Origin of the sequence: Pseudoalteromonas sp. '520P1 No. 423', assembly GCF_001269985.1 — a bacterium.
Taxonomy (GTDB): domain Bacteria; phylum Pseudomonadota; class Gammaproteobacteria; order Enterobacterales; family Alteromonadaceae; genus Pseudoalteromonas.
The window spans coordinates 646755-664379 of record NZ_BBZB01000001.1 but is presented as its reverse complement, the minus strand read 5'-3'; the positions used below and the strand labels follow the sequence as shown (position 1 = coordinate 664379).

General features: G+C 36.2%; 17 protein-coding genes. 8 read left to right on the top strand and 9 right to left on the bottom strand.

Annotation, left to right across the window (positions count from 1 at the left end; genetic code table 11):
* Positions 1 to 74 precede the first annotated feature (74 nt).
* The 3 genes from PSA_RS03075 to PSA_RS03065 all read right to left on the bottom strand — a co-directional run bounded on the left by PSA_RS03075 (position 75) and on the right by PSA_RS03065 (position 6303).
* Positions 75 to 3788, bottom strand: coding sequence for a S8 family serine peptidase (locus tag PSA_RS03075; protein WP_042150408.1), 3714 nt, complete (start codon positions 3786 to 3788; stop codon positions 75 to 77).
* 342 nt (positions 3789 to 4130) lie between these two features.
* Entirely contained in the window at positions 4131 to 4640 is a 510-nt protein-coding gene (locus PSA_RS03070; RefSeq protein WP_052380183.1) for a hypothetical protein, read from the bottom strand.
* Positions 4641 to 4728: 88 nt separating this feature from the next.
* Positions 4729 to 6303: a S8 family serine peptidase gene (locus PSA_RS03065; RefSeq protein ID WP_052380184.1), complete on the bottom strand. Its 1575-nt coding sequence runs from the start codon at positions 6301 to 6303 to the stop codon at positions 4729 to 4731.
* Between the two features lie 98 nt (positions 6304 to 6401).
* Between PSA_RS03065 and PSA_RS03060 the strand changes: the two genes are divergently transcribed.
* Positions 6402 to 7538, top strand: coding sequence for an ISAs1 family transposase (locus PSA_RS03060; RefSeq protein WP_042150412.1), 1137 nt, complete (start codon positions 6402 to 6404; stop codon positions 7536 to 7538).
* Here the strand turns inward: PSA_RS03060 and PSA_RS26755 are convergent.
* Positions 7525 to 7656, bottom strand: coding sequence for a hypothetical protein (locus PSA_RS26755; RefSeq protein WP_269432761.1), 132 nt, complete (start codon positions 7654 to 7656; stop codon positions 7525 to 7527). The genes PSA_RS03060 and PSA_RS26755 overlap by 14 nt on opposite strands.
* Before the next feature lie 215 nt (positions 7657 to 7871).
* Here PSA_RS26755 and PSA_RS03050 point away from each other — a divergent pair, with 215 nt between their 5' ends.
* Positions 7872 to 8336, top strand: a complete 465-nt coding sequence (locus PSA_RS03050; RefSeq protein ID WP_042150418.1) for a cytochrome c — start codon at positions 7872 to 7874, stop codon at positions 8334 to 8336.
* A gap of 54 nt (positions 8337 to 8390) precedes the next feature.
* Here PSA_RS03050 and PSA_RS03045 read toward each other — a convergent pair whose 3' ends face one another.
* Positions 8391 to 9041, bottom strand: coding sequence for a cytochrome b/b6 domain-containing protein (locus tag PSA_RS03045; RefSeq protein WP_042150421.1), 651 nt, complete (start codon positions 9039 to 9041; stop codon positions 8391 to 8393).
* A gap of 190 nt (positions 9042 to 9231) precedes the next feature.
* Between PSA_RS03045 and PSA_RS03040 the strand changes: the two genes are divergently transcribed.
* The 3 genes from PSA_RS03040 (at position 9232) to PSA_RS03030 (ending at position 11265) form a co-directional block, all read left to right on the top strand.
* A complete protein-coding gene (locus PSA_RS03040; RefSeq protein WP_042150427.1) occupies positions 9232 to 9714 on the top strand; it encodes a glutathione peroxidase in 483 nt (160 codons plus the stop codon).
* 2 nt (positions 9715 to 9716) lie between these two features.
* Positions 9717 to 10151: a MarR family winged helix-turn-helix transcriptional regulator gene (locus PSA_RS03035; RefSeq protein ID WP_042150430.1), complete on the top strand. Its 435-nt coding sequence runs from the start codon at positions 9717 to 9719 to the stop codon at positions 10149 to 10151.
* 280 nt (positions 10152 to 10431) lie between these two features.
* Entirely contained in the window at positions 10432 to 11265 is an 834-nt protein-coding gene (locus tag PSA_RS03030; RefSeq protein ID WP_042150433.1) for a YggN family protein, read from the top strand.
* A gap of 647 nt (positions 11266 to 11912) precedes the next feature.
* Here the strand turns inward: PSA_RS03030 and PSA_RS03025 are convergent.
* Both PSA_RS03025 and PSA_RS03020 read right to left on the bottom strand, forming a co-directional pair.
* Positions 11913 to 12353: an energy transducer TonB gene (locus tag PSA_RS03025; protein ID WP_042153776.1), complete on the bottom strand. Its 441-nt coding sequence runs from the start codon at positions 12351 to 12353 to the stop codon at positions 11913 to 11915.
* An 86-nt stretch (positions 12354 to 12439) separates the two neighbouring features.
* The gene (locus tag PSA_RS03020) at positions 12440 to 13414 is read right to left on the bottom strand and encodes an IS1595-like element ISPesp2 family transposase (protein WP_042153779.1); all 975 of its coding nucleotides are present in this window, start codon (positions 13412 to 13414) and stop codon (positions 12440 to 12442) included.
* A gap of 198 nt (positions 13415 to 13612) precedes the next feature.
* Between PSA_RS03020 and PSA_RS03015 the strand changes: the two genes are divergently transcribed.
* The 3 genes from PSA_RS03015 (at position 13613) to PSA_RS03005 (ending at position 15955) form a co-directional block, all read left to right on the top strand.
* Positions 13613 to 15013, top strand: a complete 1401-nt coding sequence (locus PSA_RS03015; protein ID WP_052380235.1) for a cell wall metabolism sensor histidine kinase WalK — start codon at positions 13613 to 13615, stop codon at positions 15011 to 15013.
* Positions 15010 to 15696 carry a response regulator transcription factor gene (locus PSA_RS03010; protein ID WP_042151988.1) on the top strand — a complete coding sequence of 229 codons (687 nt, stop codon included), beginning with the start codon at positions 15010 to 15012 and terminating at the stop codon, positions 15694 to 15696. Before PSA_RS03015 ends, PSA_RS03010 begins: the two co-directional genes overlap by 4 nt.
* Positions 15697 to 15772: 76 nt before the next feature.
* On the top strand, positions 15773 to 15955 hold the full coding sequence (locus PSA_RS03005) for a hypothetical protein (protein WP_042151986.1): 183 nt from the start codon (positions 15773 to 15775) through the stop codon (positions 15953 to 15955).
* Here the strand turns inward: PSA_RS03005 and msrQ are convergent.
* Together msrQ and msrP are read right to left on the bottom strand one after the other, a co-directional pair.
* A complete protein-coding gene (msrQ, locus tag PSA_RS03000; RefSeq protein ID WP_042151983.1) occupies positions 15945 to 16565 on the bottom strand; it encodes a protein-methionine-sulfoxide reductase heme-binding subunit MsrQ in 621 nt (206 codons plus the stop codon). The two genes, PSA_RS03005 and msrQ, sit on opposite strands and share 11 nt — an antisense overlap.
* A gap of 47 nt (positions 16566 to 16612) precedes the next feature.
* Positions 16613 to 17617, bottom strand: coding sequence for a protein-methionine-sulfoxide reductase catalytic subunit MsrP (gene msrP / locus PSA_RS02995; RefSeq protein ID WP_042151980.1), 1005 nt, complete (start codon positions 17615 to 17617; stop codon positions 16613 to 16615).
* Between the last annotated feature and the right edge of the window lie 8 nt (positions 17618 to 17625).

Genomic DNA, 17625 nt, shown 5'->3' with positions numbered 1-17625 from the left:
TAACTATGTAAATAGGTGTAAATACAAAAAGGGCGCATAAAGCGCCCTTTAAAATATGATTTTATAAAATCAAATTACTTTTGAGATTTTCTTCTGCGTAAGAATGCAAAAGGAGTCGCAAGAAGCATTAACCAAGCCAAAGAACCTGAAGATTTTTTCTTAGGTTCAGGCACAACAACTGGAGTTTCATCAATATCCGTTAATGTTACTTTCACTTCAAAAGCAGTAGACATTAATTCAGCAGAGTCTTTAGCAACGACTTTAGCCATAAGCTCAGCACCTGCTTCAAAGTCTTGACCTGCTTTTAGGAATAACTGCGCATCTTCAATTTCAAATGCATCGCCTTCCATCACTTCAAAACCAGATAGAGTTGCACCAGCTTCATGAACCATTGCAGTTAAATCAGCAACTAGAGTGCGTTCATTATTTTCTGCAACTGTATCAGTAACCATAGTAACAGTTAATTCAGGAGCAGAATCTGCAACATTATTAACCATAACTTTAATCATTTCTGATTCAGACACTTCACCTGAAGTATTAACAGCAACAACTTCAAGTTCAATCATAGTTAAACCCGCTTCAAAATCTAATTGCTCAGAGTTAGCAACAACCACGGAACCTGATGCAGTTACATTAACAGCTGAAGAAGTTGAATTTAGAACGATATATTCTGCAACTGGGTTAGAAAATTCAGCTGGGTAAGTGACTTCAAGCTGGCCAATTACCGTTTCACTTGCTGTATTTTCATCTACAGAAAACTCAGCAGCTGTAACTACTGGAGCGACATTTTGATCAGAACCTGGAGTGGCATTTAATGCTTTTGAGCCAGAAGTTGATAAGACAATAAAGTCAGTACCAGCAGTATTAATCTGAGCTGATTCACCAGGTTTTAATACGTCAACTACAGACATAGATTCTGCATCATTTGCACTTACAGACATAGTTCCTTCACCACTTGCACTTACAAGTTCTGCAACAACTTTTGCTTGAGAGAATGTATATTCAGTAGTTACATCATCTAATGATGCGCTTGGAATTGGTGTCCAAGTTTCTTCCTCAGTACGAAAACGTACTGTTGCAGTTGCTTGATCTAAATCTTTAGCTTCTAAACCAAAATCACCTAAACAATTTTGCAATGTAAGGAAGTTATTACCTACAGTGTGGTATGCATTATTTAATGCACCACTAGTTGAGCCATAACCATGAGTGAATGTAATCGGTGTTGGCGGAACATCATAGAACCACTCTAACTTACCATTTTGCACTGTCACATCATACGCACCATCTTGGTCTAAATCGAAATCAGCCATAAAGCCGCCGATATATGTATGAGTGAAACCTTTATCCATGACAAGTGTAGTAAATGTTGCATAACCAGATGCACACGCTTCTGGAGAAACAGCAACTGTTTCAATAGAAGCTGAAACGAGATCTAACATCGCACCTTCAGCTTCATCTACAGCAGTTACTTCTGCAAAAATAGGTTCAAAATCAACAGAGCCAGTATTAGTTAAAACATGAACTGTTCCCTCATCTGTTAAAGTTGGTGTAATTTCAACTGATGCAGCCGCTTTAGGCAATACATGATAAACTAAATGGAATGCCTGCTCACCGCCTTCAGAAAAGTTTAAAGCACCATCTAATTCTAAAGTAGTTAAGTCATTAGTTGCTTCTGGCGTTCCTACATTACCTGAATTAAGAGTCCATTCTGGTAATTTAGCTGGATCAATTGTTGCAACAACATCAAATGAGAATACTTGACCTGCTGGAACTGTAATAGACTCAGGGTAACTCATCGCAATAGCACCACGCTCAACATCATCAGCAAAACGATGTTCTAAACTTAGCGAGTATGTTTTAGCTTCATTTGAGAAGTTTTTAACTTGTACTGTTTTTGTTAGCTCAGCAGTTTCAGCAAGGTTTACTAAACCAAATGATAATGCTGCTTGTTTAGTATCTTTAGCCCATGCAGCTACTGGTAAATTAGATGCTTTTTCAACATCAACTAACCCAGCACCAATATAACTAATAGGTGCCATTGTAGTATCAGGGTTAGTTGCTCTTGGCTCCATAGTCACATTTAAGCTAGCAGTATTCATGATTGTTGCTTTAAGTTCAAAAGCATTACGCTCAGGAAGCGCCTCTCTTAATAAACTCATCGCACCAGCTGTCATAGGACCAGAAAAAGAAGTACCTGTCGCGCCAGCTAAACCATCACCAGTACCTGGCTCTGCAGTCATAATTGAAACACCTGGAGCTGTAATTTCAGGTTTCAATAAGCCATTCATTGAAGGACCACGAGATGTAAATGATGCGATTGCACCTTCTTGGTCAAACAACTCAGAAGCTACAGAGTAAACAACTTGATCGTCACCAGCTAATGCTTCTTTCAATGACATACCAAGCTCATAGCTGATACCAACTGAAGGAATTGCTACAGCAGGATCTGAACCACCTGGAGCGGTAGCGCCTGCACCAGCAGTATGATTAGCGATTAAAACAAACAAAGCACCTTTTTCTTGTGCATTTATTACTTTTTGCGTGAAGTTACACGCACCACGATCAACAATTACAGCTTTACCGGTAAAATCAGTACCTTCTGCAAAAGGGTCACATGCCATTTGATTCTCTTCAGGATATACTAAAGGAGCCGATGTATTATCAAATGAAAACTCTTTTTCTGGGTTAAAACCTGAAGCATTAACACTTGCTTCAGCACCTAAAAAATCACCTGAAACAACTGCTGATTTTAATACTGGATGCGTCATTGCACCTACTGAAAGTGCGTTTTCTGATGTACTTGGGCCACCAACAATAAATGGATATGCACCATCATTACCAGCAGAAATAACTAAGTTTGTGCCTAATCTCACAGCTTCATTTATCAATAAACCTACAGCATCTGTTGCTCTGTCACCATAGTCTCCACCTAAAGACATATTGATAACATCTACACGGTCTTCAATGTTGCCATCGCCATTTGGATCCATCGCAGATTCTAGTGCTAGTAACTGTGCTAGACCAGGACAACCACTATTACATACAGAATAAACGAATAGCTCAACATTTGGAGCAATACCTGTTACTGAGTGAGATACATGAGTCCCGTGACTTGTACCTGCATCAATTGGATCTGGATCGTTATTTACAAAATCCCAACCACCTTTAACTTGACCTTGTGGCCAAGAAACGGTATCTGCTGGATCAGTTGCTGCTGCGGCGTAAGCTTCTAAAGTACCTGCACCACCAAAAGCAGCATGAGTATAGTCAATACCAGTATCTAAAACAGCTACTCGAACACCCTCTCCATTTGCAACACCGCTTTCTAATAATGGTGTTGCTTTAATGTAATCTGCGCCATCAGCGATATCTAAGTCATAATCATATACTGGGTAAACATTTTCTACTTCAGCGTGAGATAATAGTTTTTCAACTTCTTTTTGATCGCCTTTAACAACAATAGAGTTAACTAATTTCGACGTTTTAGCTAAAACTGTTACATTTAAATCCATAGAGCTGATAGTGCTCTCTACTGAATTTTGTGCAGCTTCAATATTTGCGGCATTTGCCATGCTAGTTTGAGAGATAGACGCTGTTTTTAGCTTAACCAACCAACTAGAAGCGATTGATGCATTTTGCTTCATTGCTACAGAAGCTTCAGGTTTGATTAATTTTTTATTATTTAAATTATATTGTTCTGCTGTTGCAGCACTTACTGAGCTGGCTGCAACTAATGCACCGGTTACAGCTAAAGCTACAGCTGACTTTTTAATTAAATTTGTAGACATATTTTCCCCTAGAATAAATATTCTGTGCTTTTGATTTTATAAAAATAATTAGTGTTCTGCTCTCACTATAAAATGACTAACCACACAAAGGCAACATATTAGTAACAAAAATAAAAAAAAACATCAAAAATGAGTTTAACAACCACCTAACAGACTGTTAAACAAAAGGATAGCCAAAGACGTCCCTTGTTAATGAATGTAAACGAACATTTCATTTATTTTCATTGCGGGTAAATATTAAATTGTTTTTTACTAAAAGTAATTTGTAGCCATAAAAAAGGCGCATTTATATGCGCCTTTATATCTGTTAATAAAGCAATTAATGTGCTTTATGTCTCATTTCTAAGACTTCAATCCTAGTAACTTTAACCAAACCAGAAGCCTTAAGGATTTACTTGCTTCAATTAAATCTTGGTTTCCTGTTACTTTTAGTACCGCAATTTGAGTTCCAGCATAAGCTGAAACTAAAGATAAGCCAGTTTCTTCAATTACTTGATTTGCTGAGATACCTTTTTTAAGCAACACAGAAATATTACCTGATAAAGCTGATACTTCATTTGTTAAAGTATTTCGTACTAAAGTGCCGTTAGCAACACGTTTAATTTGAGTATCAAATTTTACAATTGCCATATTACCTTTTGTTGAAACGATACTATCAACGCTTGCAACAGACTTAGGAATATAAACTAAATTTCTTTCAACTTTGTAAGAACCAAAGTCAGCTTTTTGAACGACGTGTTTAGTTACTTTAGTTTCTGGCTTTAGTAATTCTCTATCAGAGTTAGCTTGTGCAAAAACTGATATTGATAATAAGGCACTTGCAGTTAATACAGCTATTTTATTAAATTTCATATCTATTCTCCTACTTCTTGAGATGCGTGGCCATATGCTCTAACTGCAACGCCTTCTAAAATACTTGCAGATGCATTATTAGTATAACCTACAAAGCCCCATCACTTTGACCACCATCTGATGTTGCAAATGTATTTGCGCTTGTATCTAGTATGCGAATTGTCCATTCACCTTTACTTGATTCACCATAAAAAGCATTGGAAAGTAAAACACCATCTTTTAAAATATAGCCTGGTTGTTCGCCATTCTCAAAAGAGTATGCAGGATAAGTAATGGCTTGCTTAGAAGATAAAATGACACTTTTAGTACCAGATGGTGAAGTTACTTCGATAGCTAAATCCATACCAGCTGTCGTTTGAGTCCCATCAATCAACCCATAATTCATATCAACATTACTGATATCAAATTTAAATTGCATCGCTTCTAAAGCTAATTCTTCTGTTACTTCAACTTTATAAACCAAACCTTCTGCATTATCAGCATCATTTTGTGAACTTGTAGATGCTAAAATATGACGCACATCACGCCAAGTTAACTCTGAGTTTGCAGATAAAATTAACGCAACAACACCTGAAGCATTTGGCGCAGCAGAAGATGTACCATTGAAAGTTGAAGTGTAATTACAGCTTGCATTTTCTTCATGTCCTGGGAAATTAAATGGGAACTGTGATTTTACAAATTCTTCGCCATAAAACTCAGTCCACGCCGCAATGGTACGGCCAGTAAAACCAGAATAACCACTTAAACACGTCATTTGATCTGTTGTTACCATAGCTGGTGCATAACGACCAAATTCACCTGAAGGTGCTGATACAAATACATTAGCACCCGCTGTAGAGTAACTTGTATGTCGACCATCAGAATTAACCGCTGCAACACTTAAATAGTAAGGGTGAATTTGGCTTGATTCAAACGAAGCGTTATAACAGGTTAAACCTAGTTCGTTCGCTCCATTATCTTCATATAAAGAACCTTCATTACCATCATCACCAAACGAATTACCGCTTGATTTCATAGTAACAGCACCCTTCCCATCACGTAAGTTTAGATTAGGGTAAGATTCTATTGCTTCATCTAGCTCTGAATAACTAAAGTGTGTTGGCCAACCTAAACCATAACTACGGTTAAACACACCTACATTATCGCTTTTAGCTATACCACTTCCAGGAAAACCATGAATTAAGTATTCAGTTTGAGGCACATTGCCACCACCTAAATAATTCATATCAATTAAGCTAGTATCAGGTGCAACACCACGTCCGCCTAATCCATTCCAGCCTTTTGCTGCAATTAAACCAGCAACAGATGTACCGTGATCGCCAGTAATTGAAGTTGGTGAGGGATCGGTTTTATCTGTAGCACCCTCTTTAATATTTAATGAGCGGTTAGGAAGTACATTAGGCTCTAAATCTTCATGACGAATTTCAAGTGCAGATACAACATAATCAATTTCAACTGCTTCACCAGATAAAGATACATAAGAGTAATCAAGGCCTGATAACTCTAGAACACCATGACTGAAAGTATATACACCATTTTCAGCTATGATAGTTTCACCATTTTCAGTAAAACTCACATTTAATGCATCACCGTTCGAGTCTACTGCTTTTAAAGTACCTGAAGATAGTACCCATTGTTTTGCTGAATCAACTACAACATTCACTGCTATAGGTACAACATCGACACGGCAAGATCATTATAAATTGAACCTTTTACTTTAGTCGCGATCAGATCTCAATATAATACATTGAGGTAATTAACATGAGCGCGACTTTCTTGACACACTTTGATTCGGTTTCTGATCCACGTATAGAACGTTGTAAAAAGCATAACCTGATGGATATCCTATTACTCGCGATAAGTGCCGTTATGTCTGGCTCTGAAGGCTGGGAAGACATTGAGAACTTTGGGCATATAAAGCTTGATTGGCTACGTCAATATGGTTCTTTTGAGGCGGGTATTCCGCGCCACGACACAATCGCTCGCGTAATGTGTCGATTAAAAGGTGATGAAATTGAGAAAGCATTTCAGTCTTGGATATCTTCACTTGTCAAAAATACTGGTTGCGATGTAATTGCCATTGACGGTAAAACGGCTCGACGTTCTTTTTCCACCAAAGATAGAAAAAATGCGCTCCACACCGTCAGCGCATGGAGCTGTCAGCATCAATTAGTTTTAGGGCAAGTTGCTGTAGGTAATAAGACCAATGAAATTACAGCAATCCCAGAGCTGTTCACCATGTTAGATATTGAAAATAGTATTATTACCCTTGATGCCATGGGCTGCCAAAGAGAAATAGCCCAACAAATTATCAAACAAAAAGCGGATTATATTTTGGCACTTAAGGGTAATCATTCGGGTATGCAGGCTGAGCTTGAAGCATGGTGGCATAAAATGGAGCGAGAAGGTTTATCTGATGAGATATTTTCCAAGCACAGTGATGTCAGCTCAGGACATGGGAGAATAGAAACAAGAACTTGCCAGCAATTACTGATTAATAAAACCTGGTTAGATAAAAAATATCAGTGGAAAGGTTTAAAAAGTATCATCAAAGTAACATCTGAAGTAATTGAAAAGAGCACAGGGAAAGAGACGAGAGAAACACGCTGGTATATAAGCTCGTTAGGCTTAAATGCCAAGCAGGCTCAAGATTCGGTACGAAGCCATTGGCAGGTTGAGAGTATGCACTGGGTACTCGATATGACGTTTAGAGAAGATGAGTCTAGAATACGTAAAGCCCAAGGTCCACTGGTATTCAACGTTATGAGAAAGATAGCAATGGCATTATTCAAGCAAGATAAAATGAAAAAAGCCAGTGTGGCGGCCAAAAAGAAAATGGCAGGGCTGGATGATAAATATCGTTCAACCCTTTTGGAATCAGGGATTAAAATGCGCTAGCCGTGACAACATCAACTATTTCAACTTGTTTAGGCTTAGAGTCACTGCCACCACAGCCTGCTAGAGATAGCAAAATAGCTGTCGATAATACTGAAAGCTTCAGATTATTCTTTTTCATAAATTTCCCATTATTTTTATTTTATTCAATGCAAGAAAGTACCGAATATAATAAACAGCTTCAACAGGCTATTTACATTTGTTTTCAATTTTTATACAAAAACGATAATGAGGTTAAAAAACATTCCTATATTTCTGGCATTGAGCGTTTTTATTTGCCCATTTAATATTACTCAGGTAAAAAGGATAAAAACCAAACAATAAATTGGAAATACCATGAATTTAAAACCGTCACTTTTAATCATCGGCTTAACAGCTAGCTTACTTTCAGTATCCGCCACTGCTAATACTGCTTTTGAGAAACCATCAGATGCCGTTGAATACCGCCAATCAGCCTTTTCAATGATAGGCACTCAAATTGGTGATATGGGCGCGATGCTAAAAGGCAAAGTACCTTTTGATGCTAAGCGTTTTGCTATGCGTGCAAACAATGCTGCTGCATTATCAAAAATGCCATGGGAAGCTTTTATTGCAGGCACTGAAATGGGCAAAGCTAAAACAAGTGCTTTACCAGAGATTTGGTCTGATAATGAAAAATTCATGAAAAAAGCAACTGCTTTTCAGATGTATGCAGATGAATTAGCAACTGTCGCCGCGACTGGAGATAAAGGTAAGATAAAAAAAGCATTTGGTAATTGGGCTAAAGGTTGTAAAGATTGCCATAAATCTTTTAAAGACTAATTTGCCTATTTAAAACATTTGATAGGGCTTAAAGCCCTATCAAATTAAAACTTTTTATGAGAAAAGCATTTGTAACGGCTCTAAACCCCAAACATAAAATACAAGACTCAGAATTACCACAAAGATCAACATCCCCCACCAACCTGTCTTCATGTCACCGCTTTCAAGCTCTGATCCATAACTAAAACCTGTGATCATAGGTTTAACTAAATTTTTGCCTCGAATACGATAAACTGCAATAGCAAAAACATGCATAGCAATCGCAATTAAAAGAATATCAAAATTTAACTTATGCACACTACTGGCAATCTCAACCCAGCCCGATGCGACATATTGCACTAACGGCCCATCAGTTAATATGTCATCTGTTGTCATTAAGCCTGAAATACCTTGAACTAGAAGTAAACAGAAAAATGCCAACACCATATAACTACCCGCAGAATTGTGACCTCTTGTATATGAATTTGACTTAATAGAGTTAATGACTGCTTTAGGAGAGTGTAATAAAGCTTTTAATTTTGCAGTATCACTGCCAATAAAACCCCAAAGTAAACGCGCTACGATTAAAGATAATACGCTATAACCCGCTACAAAATGCAAGTCCATCCAACCTTCTTCACCTGAAAAGTAAAGCACACCTATCAGTAAAACCAATGACCAATGAAAAAAGCGGATGAAACCATCCCACACCTTAATTTTTTGCACTTTAAACTCCAACTCAATAAAAATCGATACTTTGCTTATGCATTATTGTGCCATAAAGTGAAGTAATATGCGTAAAAATGAGACAGCAAAGCATTTTTAACTGTTAAAACACTAAGCTAAAAGTGTTCAAAAATTGACAATTAAATCGTACACGATATAATTTATTGAATATCTACTTAGGAACAAAGTTATGTCTGATTTTTATCAACTACAAGCGACTAGTTTGCAGCAACAAAATATCAATATGAAAGACTATCAAGGTAAGGTGGTTTTAATTGTTAATACTGCAAGTAAATGTGGTTTAACACCACAATATGAAGGTTTGCAAAAATTATATGATAAATATAAAGATCAAGGTTTAGTTATTTTAGGTTTTCCATGCAACCAATTTCGCCAACAAGAGCCAGGTGATGCAAATCAGATATCTGAAGGATGCCTCATCAACTATGGCGTAGATTTTCAAATGTTTGAAAAAATAGATGTAAACGGCGCGAACAGCCACCCTATTTATCAATACCTAAAATCAGCCTTACCAGGTATATTTGGCAACAATATAAAATGGAACTTTACCAAGTTTTTAATTGGCAGTGATGGCACACCTATTAAACGCTTTGCTCCCACAACTAAACCTGCCGCAATAGAAGAGCATATTCAGCAAGCTTTAGCGAAATAAATATGTCATCAGCAAACGATCATCAAATATTAGAAAACCAGTTATGTTTTCCGCTTTATGCTGCGTCTAGGTTGGTAACACGTTTATACCAACCGCTTTTAGAGCAATACAAGCTTACCTATACACAATACATAGTCTTAATGATTTTATGGCAAGATGATGGCCTTAGTGTGAAACAAATAGGCGAAAAAGCATTACTTAATAGCAATACATTAACGCCATTATTAAAACGTATGCAACAAGCTCAATTGTTAGAGCGAATAAAAAATAAATCTGATGAAAGGCAAGTGGATATCAAGCTCACACCTAAAGGATGGCAGTTAAAACAAGAACTAGCCTGTATACCGCAACAATTAATCAATCAAACCGATTACGATACTGTAAAAGCGAAACAGCTTAAAATTTTATTAGAGCAGCTTATTAAGCAATTAAAATAAAGATCTCAGAAAAGTAAAAGTAAATAGAGGCCGCTGGTTAGACTATAGGCAACAAACAGATCGCCGAAAAAGCTTAGTTTTTTACGCTCAAATATAAATTGGCTATTAAATTGTTTATTTAACCATTTTTTAGTCTAAATACTAACAACCATACTTTCCACAAAAACAAAATACAGATAACCCATTGTTTTAACTTAAAATAAAAACATGGCACCGATATTGAAATAGCTTATACATCAACAGGAAAGATAATAACTATTTTGATACAGGAAGCTATAACATGACAACATTCGCAAAAAAAACATTATCAGTACAGTCTAAAACATTTGGTACAGCGCTTGTTTTAGGTTCAGCTCTTTTATCTGGTTCAGCACTTGCTCATAACAATTCAAATAGCATTAATATTTCATCTGACAGCTGTAATATGGCGTTCCAACATACTGTTCGCATTCAACCAAATACTCTTGAAATACAAACTCAAAATGATCGAGTAATGCGAATCGAACAAGATGGTACTTTATATATAAACGATGAAGTTATTAGCTTAAATGCTCAAGAGCAACAAACTGTAGAGAACTATGCCGATAACTTACGTGAGCAATTACCACAAGTTGCCAATATAGCACTTGAAGGTGTAAAAATTGCGGGCATTGCAATTGACGAAGTTGGTAATGCATTTGGATTAAATAGCATGGATTCAATGTCTGAATTAATGGATGAATTATCAGTTGAAATTCATGACCAGTTTTACCAAGACGGTACTTTTGTAATGAGTCAAAACGGATTTGATTCAATTGACGATACATTTGGTGAATCATTCGAAAATAAAATGGAAGAAGCCATGCAAGCTGCAGTAATGGATTCAATTGGCGGCTTATTAGTTGCATTGGGGTCAGAGCTTATTGGTTCAGGCGGAGATATGGATGAATTTGAAAACCGAATGCAAAACATGGGCAAACAAATTGAAGAAAAAGTAGAGCTTCAAGCTAAAAACTTAGAAGAAAAAGCAGAAGCACTTTGTGGCTCAATGGAAAAACTAGCGAAACAAGAAGATCAACTTCAAGAATTTTTACCTGAACTTAAAGCTTATGATTTATTTGCGGTAAATCACTAGTCCAACCAAAGTCAGTCATCAAAATAGAGAGGCCACATATGTGGCCTTTTCTATATTCAACAAAAAAACCAGCACAAATAATCACAGTGAGATTAAACCTCTTTAAGTTATTTTTAATTAACAATTACGATATTTTAATCTATTCAACAAGATGAATTTACAAGCTATTAGTATAGTTATCACGCGTTCCTGCATTACTAACCAGTTGTGGTGTTAATAGCAATATTCCCATCGCAATTGGTCGGTAATTTTTCATTTTAGCGTTTTCATATATTGCTTTATTTTTGCTTTAAGGCTTAACAATATGAGACCCACTTTAACGCCCTAATTATTTATTACCCTAAACTCGTTATTACGTTCTTTTGCTTTTTCACTATAACGTGTTTTTTTATTTCAATTCATGGGTATACTTAAAATACCTCTGCAACTAACTTACTTTGGATCTTTATTGAACTCAGTCACTAAAAAGCTAAAATGCAGTAAATTAACCCATAAATTACTACTGTCATTTGGCATTATTTTTATGCTTAGTGGCCTAATTGGTTTTTTTGGCTCTATTTGCGTTAAGTGTTGAATAATTCCTTTTGTGGGAGAAAACGTGGAAATTACTGATTATTCCCACGCTATTTTGAAAAGTATTTTAAATATTATTCACATTGAAGTTTTGCTTGTTCAGCACACCTAGCTTTTGCTTCTTCTTCAGAGCTTCCGCCCATACAAAAATCTAAGCGTATTACCTTTTCTTCAGCTTGGCTTGGCTGGCCTGAAACATTTTCCCAGCGCCACTTTTTTATGACCTTTTTAGCAGGTTTGAAAATAACTTTCTTAGGAATAGACGAAACTAATTCTATATCTTGTGATTTACCGTCTTCATCTACGGTCAGCTTAAAGACTCCACAACCAGCTATACCTTTCATAGCTAGATCCATAGGGTATCTAGGAGTGACTTGTTTAGTTCTAACCCATGTAGCAGCAGACTTTTCTGGATCTAGGTGAGTAAGCTTAACGTCAGCATAGTTATTAGCTTGAGCTACAGCAGAAAACTGCAACCCTAATATTGAACTTAATATTGCGATTCTCTTTTTCATTTTTTCCTTCCTTAGTATTTTTATTATCAATATGTAAGTACACATTAATGTAACAAAATCGCCTTCATAATCAAATAAATATAAATCTAGGCAACGAGGCCATAAGCAAGATTTTCGTCAATTAAGTATGCAAGCCTTACCTCTTTGTACTTATCTTTCTTGCTATCCATCATTCTCATCCAACCCAAGTAATTTGGGAGATATTCTGTACCAACACCATTAAACCTTCGCATCCAGCCCCGTAAACGGCTCATATAGCCATTTACGTTCTGGATATGGAATTGACCACCGATCACTCGCTCACCTTTACTGACTATCGTGCGATAATGCTGGATATTTTCTTCCTTGGCGAAAGAACGATAGGCGTGTGCGCCATCGCTACAGAGAATACTGTCGTGATTTACTATTGGTCTCATTGCATTGTGAATTTCATCGCTTGAATGTTCTTCAAGTACGAAGTCTGTTAAACCTCCGCTTCTATCTACTACGATCAATACAGGGATTTTATCATCAACAGTACGTCTATCGCCCATGCCACCTCGTTTTCTAGGCTTACGATCATATATCGTTTGGTTGCCTTTAAAGCTCTCCATGAAAAACATTTCATCAGCTTCGATGATTCCCGCTACTTCTGATGGTTTGCGCTGTGCTGGAGCTTTAAGGAATCTGTGTCGCCATCGAAACGCTGTAGTCTCTGCAACTTCTAAGAGTTCCGCAACTCGTCTAATTGGCAAGCCATCTAACATGTACTCTAGGTTCTTTGCCCAGAGTTCACGCTTTCTCAATCGAGCTAGAGGTGTTTTAGTTAGAGCATTAAAAGTTTTTCCACATGAAGAGTTTTTACATTTGAAGCGTTGTAAGCCAGCAGCCATGCCCCATTTGCCAATTTCCTCATTACCACAGTGAGGGCAGATAACATCATCACCTTTACATTCATTGATCAAGTTATCAGTATCACCACGTTTGAGGTCTTCTACAACGTGATGGTGTAGCAATCGTTTTTGGTTATGTGTTAGCTTAGATAACGATTCAATTATTAGTGTGAATTGATTTTTCTTCAATGTCCCGACCTCTCTAGCTTTGGGACAATTAATTATAGTACAAATTCAGATATCAACAACTAACGCAAATAGAGCCGTTTTTTCTATTTCGACAGCTCAAATCAATATAATCAACACGCTCAAGAATCAGATTATACTCACGATATATTAATTAAATATTCTGATGTAGCTAAACTGAGTTTAGAAAAACTGATTGCTATGGGCGAAATAGTCAGAACAGGGCAAGTACAAACTCCCCAATTAAAAGCAGAAAAAGCTCAAGTATTACGACAATCCCTATTTGATATTCGTCAAATTTTATTAAAAAAATCAAGTGTCACTAACCATGCAAATATCAACCTTGAATTACAAGCGTATGATAAAATTTCGCAAAAAGTAGAGCGAATACTGAAAACCAATAATGAAATAAAGCTGCTTGTTGCTGAAGATAAATTACCACCGGCTAAAAAATTATTTAGCTTGTTACAACAACAAAATATAGATACTGAGTTTAACTTACTAATTGATAAAGCAGTAAAGCAAGAGCAATTTCAAGCAGAGCAAATTCGTAAAAGTGTAAATCAACTTTATCATAGAAATAATCAAATATTATTAACTGCATTAGGCGTAATGAGCATTTTTACCTTATTTACATTTTGGTACTTTTGGCGCCGTATTAATGTAGCAACAAAACAATTATTAGGTGCAACACAAGAGTTTAGTAACGGCGCTTTAGATTACCGAATTGCACCACAAAAGGATTTTGAATTTCAATTTTTAGGTGAATCTTTAAATAATATGGCTGAACAGTTATCTGAACAGCAATATCAGCTCACAATAGCAAAACGCTCACTTGAAGAAAAAGTACAACAAAGAACTTATGACTTAGAATTAAGTAATACTCGGTTAGCTCAAGTAGATCAGCAGCGCCGTCAATTTTTAGCTGACATTGGCCACGAATTACGTACACCTTTGACTATTATTAGAGGTGAGTCTGAAGTGGTACTAAGAGGAAACACTGACAATATCAATGATTACAAACAAGTACTAAGCTGTATTATTGATGAAGTAAAACATACTACAGCACTAATTGAAGACTTAATGTTAGTTGCTCGCTCAAGCGCAGGACAGCTCTCATTACAAAGAAGCGAGTTTAATATCTCACTGTTAATAAGTGAGTTATTCGAAAAATATCAAAGAAAAGCACAAGAAAAACAACAAAAAATATCTTTGAATTTACCCGATGACGAGCTTTATATGGAAGCCGATGAGCGTCGTATTCGACAAGTATTAATGATTTTATTAGAAAATGCGCTTAGTTATTCTAAAACAGATGCCTTAAATGAAATTAAAGTATCTATGCATAAAGAATTTATTGCGGTTAAAATAATAGATCAAGGCATTGGCATTACTGACAATGAGCAGCAACAAGTATTTGAACGATTTTATCGTGGTAATCGTAGTGTCACTTCTGGCTCTGGCTTGGGTTTACCCGTTGCCAAAGCCATTATTGATGCTCACGAAGGACATATAACTTTAAAACCGAATAAAAATGGCCAAGGCAGTACTGCAACCGTATTATTGCCATGGCGCTTTAAAGAAAAGGCTGAAATTAAATGAGAATTTTATTAGTTGAAGATGACGATCGTGTAGCCAGTTTTTTAGAGCGAGGATTACGAGCTGAAGGCTACTTTATTGTACGTGCTGCAGATGGCAAAGAAGGATTAGCATTGGCACTTGAAGGTGACTTTAAACTTATTTTATTGGATATAATGTTACCAGGTTTAAATGGCTTAGAAGTCTGCCAAGCCTTACGAATAAAACAAAATCATACGCCAATTATCATGCTTACAGCCATGGATGAGTCTCAAGATATTGTCAAAGGCTTGCGCTTAGGTGCTGATGATTATGTTACTAAACCATTTGCATATGATGAGTTGTTAGCAAGAATTGAAGTTGTATCTAAACGCACACAAGCCACTAAAACCAATAGTGACGCTTTATCATTTGGACCTATCAACTTTGATCGTGATAGCTATGTTGTTACTTTAAATGAAGAAGAAGTGTCTCTTACCGTAAAAGAGATGGCGATATTAGAATTATTAATGACACATCCTGGAAAGTACCTAAGCAGAGAGCGCATATTAACTAATGTTTGGGGTATGGATATGGACCCTATGACTAATGTCGTTGATGTGTATATAGGTAAATTAAGAAAGAAATTAATGTTCGAATTAAATGATAAACAAATCAGTATGGTTGAAACCAAACGTGGTATTGGTTATCGCTTAGTTGAATGTTAATAAATATAGCCAAATAAATTCCATCGATATATAATTTAATAGACCATTACTGTTAAATCATATAAAAAGGAATTTTATGAAAATTAAAAAATATCGATTAAGATTTGATAAATCTTTAATGGATTTATTTTTACCTATTACAGGTTGGACTCTTTTAACACTCGTAACTTTTGGCTTAGCCACGCCTTTTTTCATTATTTATATAATTAAAATCACAATAAATAATACCGTCATCGAACATTATAATACTATAGATTAAATGCCCTTTTTCTTAACAAAATACGCTTAAGTTTATGTCTTCTAACACTTAATAACGCAATAGTGATAATTAAGTATATAGCGGGCTCTATCCAACCAGACTTTAATGACCAATAAAAATGTAAAATCACAATAGGCACAGTTACATAGATTAAGTTATGTAATGGCTGCCAACGTTTACCTAGTTTTCTCCTAATAAACATTGGTGAACTTATAGAAAGCAGCAACAATACCAGCCAAGCAAACATACCAACTGTTATATAAGGGCGTTTTACAATCTCACTGAATAATAATGGCCAATCAAGCTGTAAATCAAATATGAAAAAGCTTAATAAATGCAAGCTTGCATAAAAGAATGCATACAAGCCAACAAGTCGCCTTACTTGCATTAAAGGTATAAATTTAACTTTTGGTGCTAAAGGACTAATTATTAAGCCTAAAAGTAAAACCTTAAGTGCACTTAGCCCAGTAAAGTGAGTAAGTTCTTGTACAGGATCTGCGCCTAGCTGATCTTGTATCGCCAAATAAAACACAAAAACAGCGGGCAGAAATAAAATACAGTGTAATGCTGTTTTTAATAAAATGATTTTATCTTTAGTTTTTAACTTCACTACTATTACCTCTTTTACGCGGCTAAAGTCCCTTCACTAGATAAATATTAAAAGTACTTTTTAAGATTCATGCCTTTATATAAATGTGCGACGTCTTTGCCGTACCCATTAAAAGGTAAAGTCGCTATACGGTTCCTATCAAATAAACCGCCGCTAGTGATGCGCCTTTCTGATGCTTGGCTCCACCTTGGGTGTGATACATCAGGATTTACATTGGCATAAAAGCCATATTCTTGCGGTGCTAATTGATTCCAGCTTGTTGGTGGTTGATGTTTTACTAATTTAATAGAAACAATCGATTTAATGCTTTTAAAACCATATTTCCAAGGCACCACTAACCGAATTGGTGCACCATTTTGAGGTGGTAGCGTTTTTCCATATAAACCAACAGCCAAAAAACTCAGCGGATTCATCGCTTCATCTATTCTCAATCCTTCAACATAAGGATAATTTATGCCACCAAAACGACTACGCTGACCTGGCATTTGTTCCTTATCATGCAAGGTTTCAAATGCGACATATTTAGCATCTGAAGTTGGATCAGCTTGTTTTATTAATTTTGCTAGTGAAAAACCAAGCCAAGGGATCACCATAGACCAAGCTTCTACACAGCGAAGGCGATAAATACGTTCTTCTAAAGCAAACTGTTTATATAAATCATCATAATTCAGTGCAAAAGGTTTATTCACTTCACCGTGAATTTTTAACTGCCAAGGTTTTACTTGAAAGTGCTGTGCATTTTCAACTGGGTCTGATTTTTTTGTACCAAACTCATAAAAGTTATTATGAGAAATCACTTTAGCTTCAGGTGTACGCTTTTGCTCATCAAGTACCGCAGCTTTAAAATCGAGCGGTTTAGTTTCAAATAATGGTTTTTCTTCTTTACTAAAAAGACTAAAAGGATTGGCATTTGCAGCATTTGAACTTGCTAATAATCCACCGGCACCAATAAAGCCCATTTTTTTTATCACATCTCTGCGCTGATGATAAATCGATTCATCAGTCACTTGCGCTTCAGTTAAGTGATTTATACCTTTATTTTTTATTAGCATTACAACTC

Coding starts and splice junctions, on each gene's coding strand:
- PSA_RS03075 (WP_042150408.1), bottom strand. CDS start 3,788: ATGTCTACAAATTTAATTAAAAAGTCAGCTGTAGCTTTAGCTGTAACC.
- PSA_RS03070 (WP_052380183.1), bottom strand. CDS start 4,640: ATGAAATTTAATAAAATAGCTGTATTAACTGCAAGTGCCTTATTATCA.
- PSA_RS03060 (WP_042150412.1), top strand. CDS start 6,402: ATGAGCGCGACTTTCTTGACACACTTTGATTCGGTTTCTGATCCACGT.
- PSA_RS26755 (WP_269432761.1), bottom strand. CDS start 7,656: ATGAAAAAGAATAATCTGAAGCTTTCAGTATTATCGACAGCTATTTTG.
- PSA_RS03050 (WP_042150418.1), top strand. CDS start 7,872: ATGAATTTAAAACCGTCACTTTTAATCATCGGCTTAACAGCTAGCTTA.
- PSA_RS03040 (WP_042150427.1), top strand. CDS start 9,232: ATGTCTGATTTTTATCAACTACAAGCGACTAGTTTGCAGCAACAAAAT.
- PSA_RS03035 (WP_042150430.1), top strand. CDS start 9,717: ATGTCATCAGCAAACGATCATCAAATATTAGAAAACCAGTTATGTTTT.
- PSA_RS03030 (WP_042150433.1), top strand. CDS start 10,432: ATGACAACATTCGCAAAAAAAACATTATCAGTACAGTCTAAAACATTT.
- PSA_RS03025 (WP_042153776.1), bottom strand. CDS start 12,353: ATGAAAAAGAGAATCGCAATATTAAGTTCAATATTAGGGTTGCAGTTT.
- PSA_RS03015 (WP_052380235.1), top strand. CDS start 13,613: ATGGGCGAAATAGTCAGAACAGGGCAAGTACAAACTCCCCAATTAAAA.
- PSA_RS03010 (WP_042151988.1), top strand. CDS start 15,010: ATGAGAATTTTATTAGTTGAAGATGACGATCGTGTAGCCAGTTTTTTA.
- PSA_RS03005 (WP_042151986.1), top strand. CDS start 15,773: ATGAAAATTAAAAAATATCGATTAAGATTTGATAAATCTTTAATGGAT.
- msrP (WP_042151980.1), bottom strand. CDS start 17,617: ATGCTAATAAAAAATAAAGGTATAAATCACTTAACTGAAGCGCAAGTG.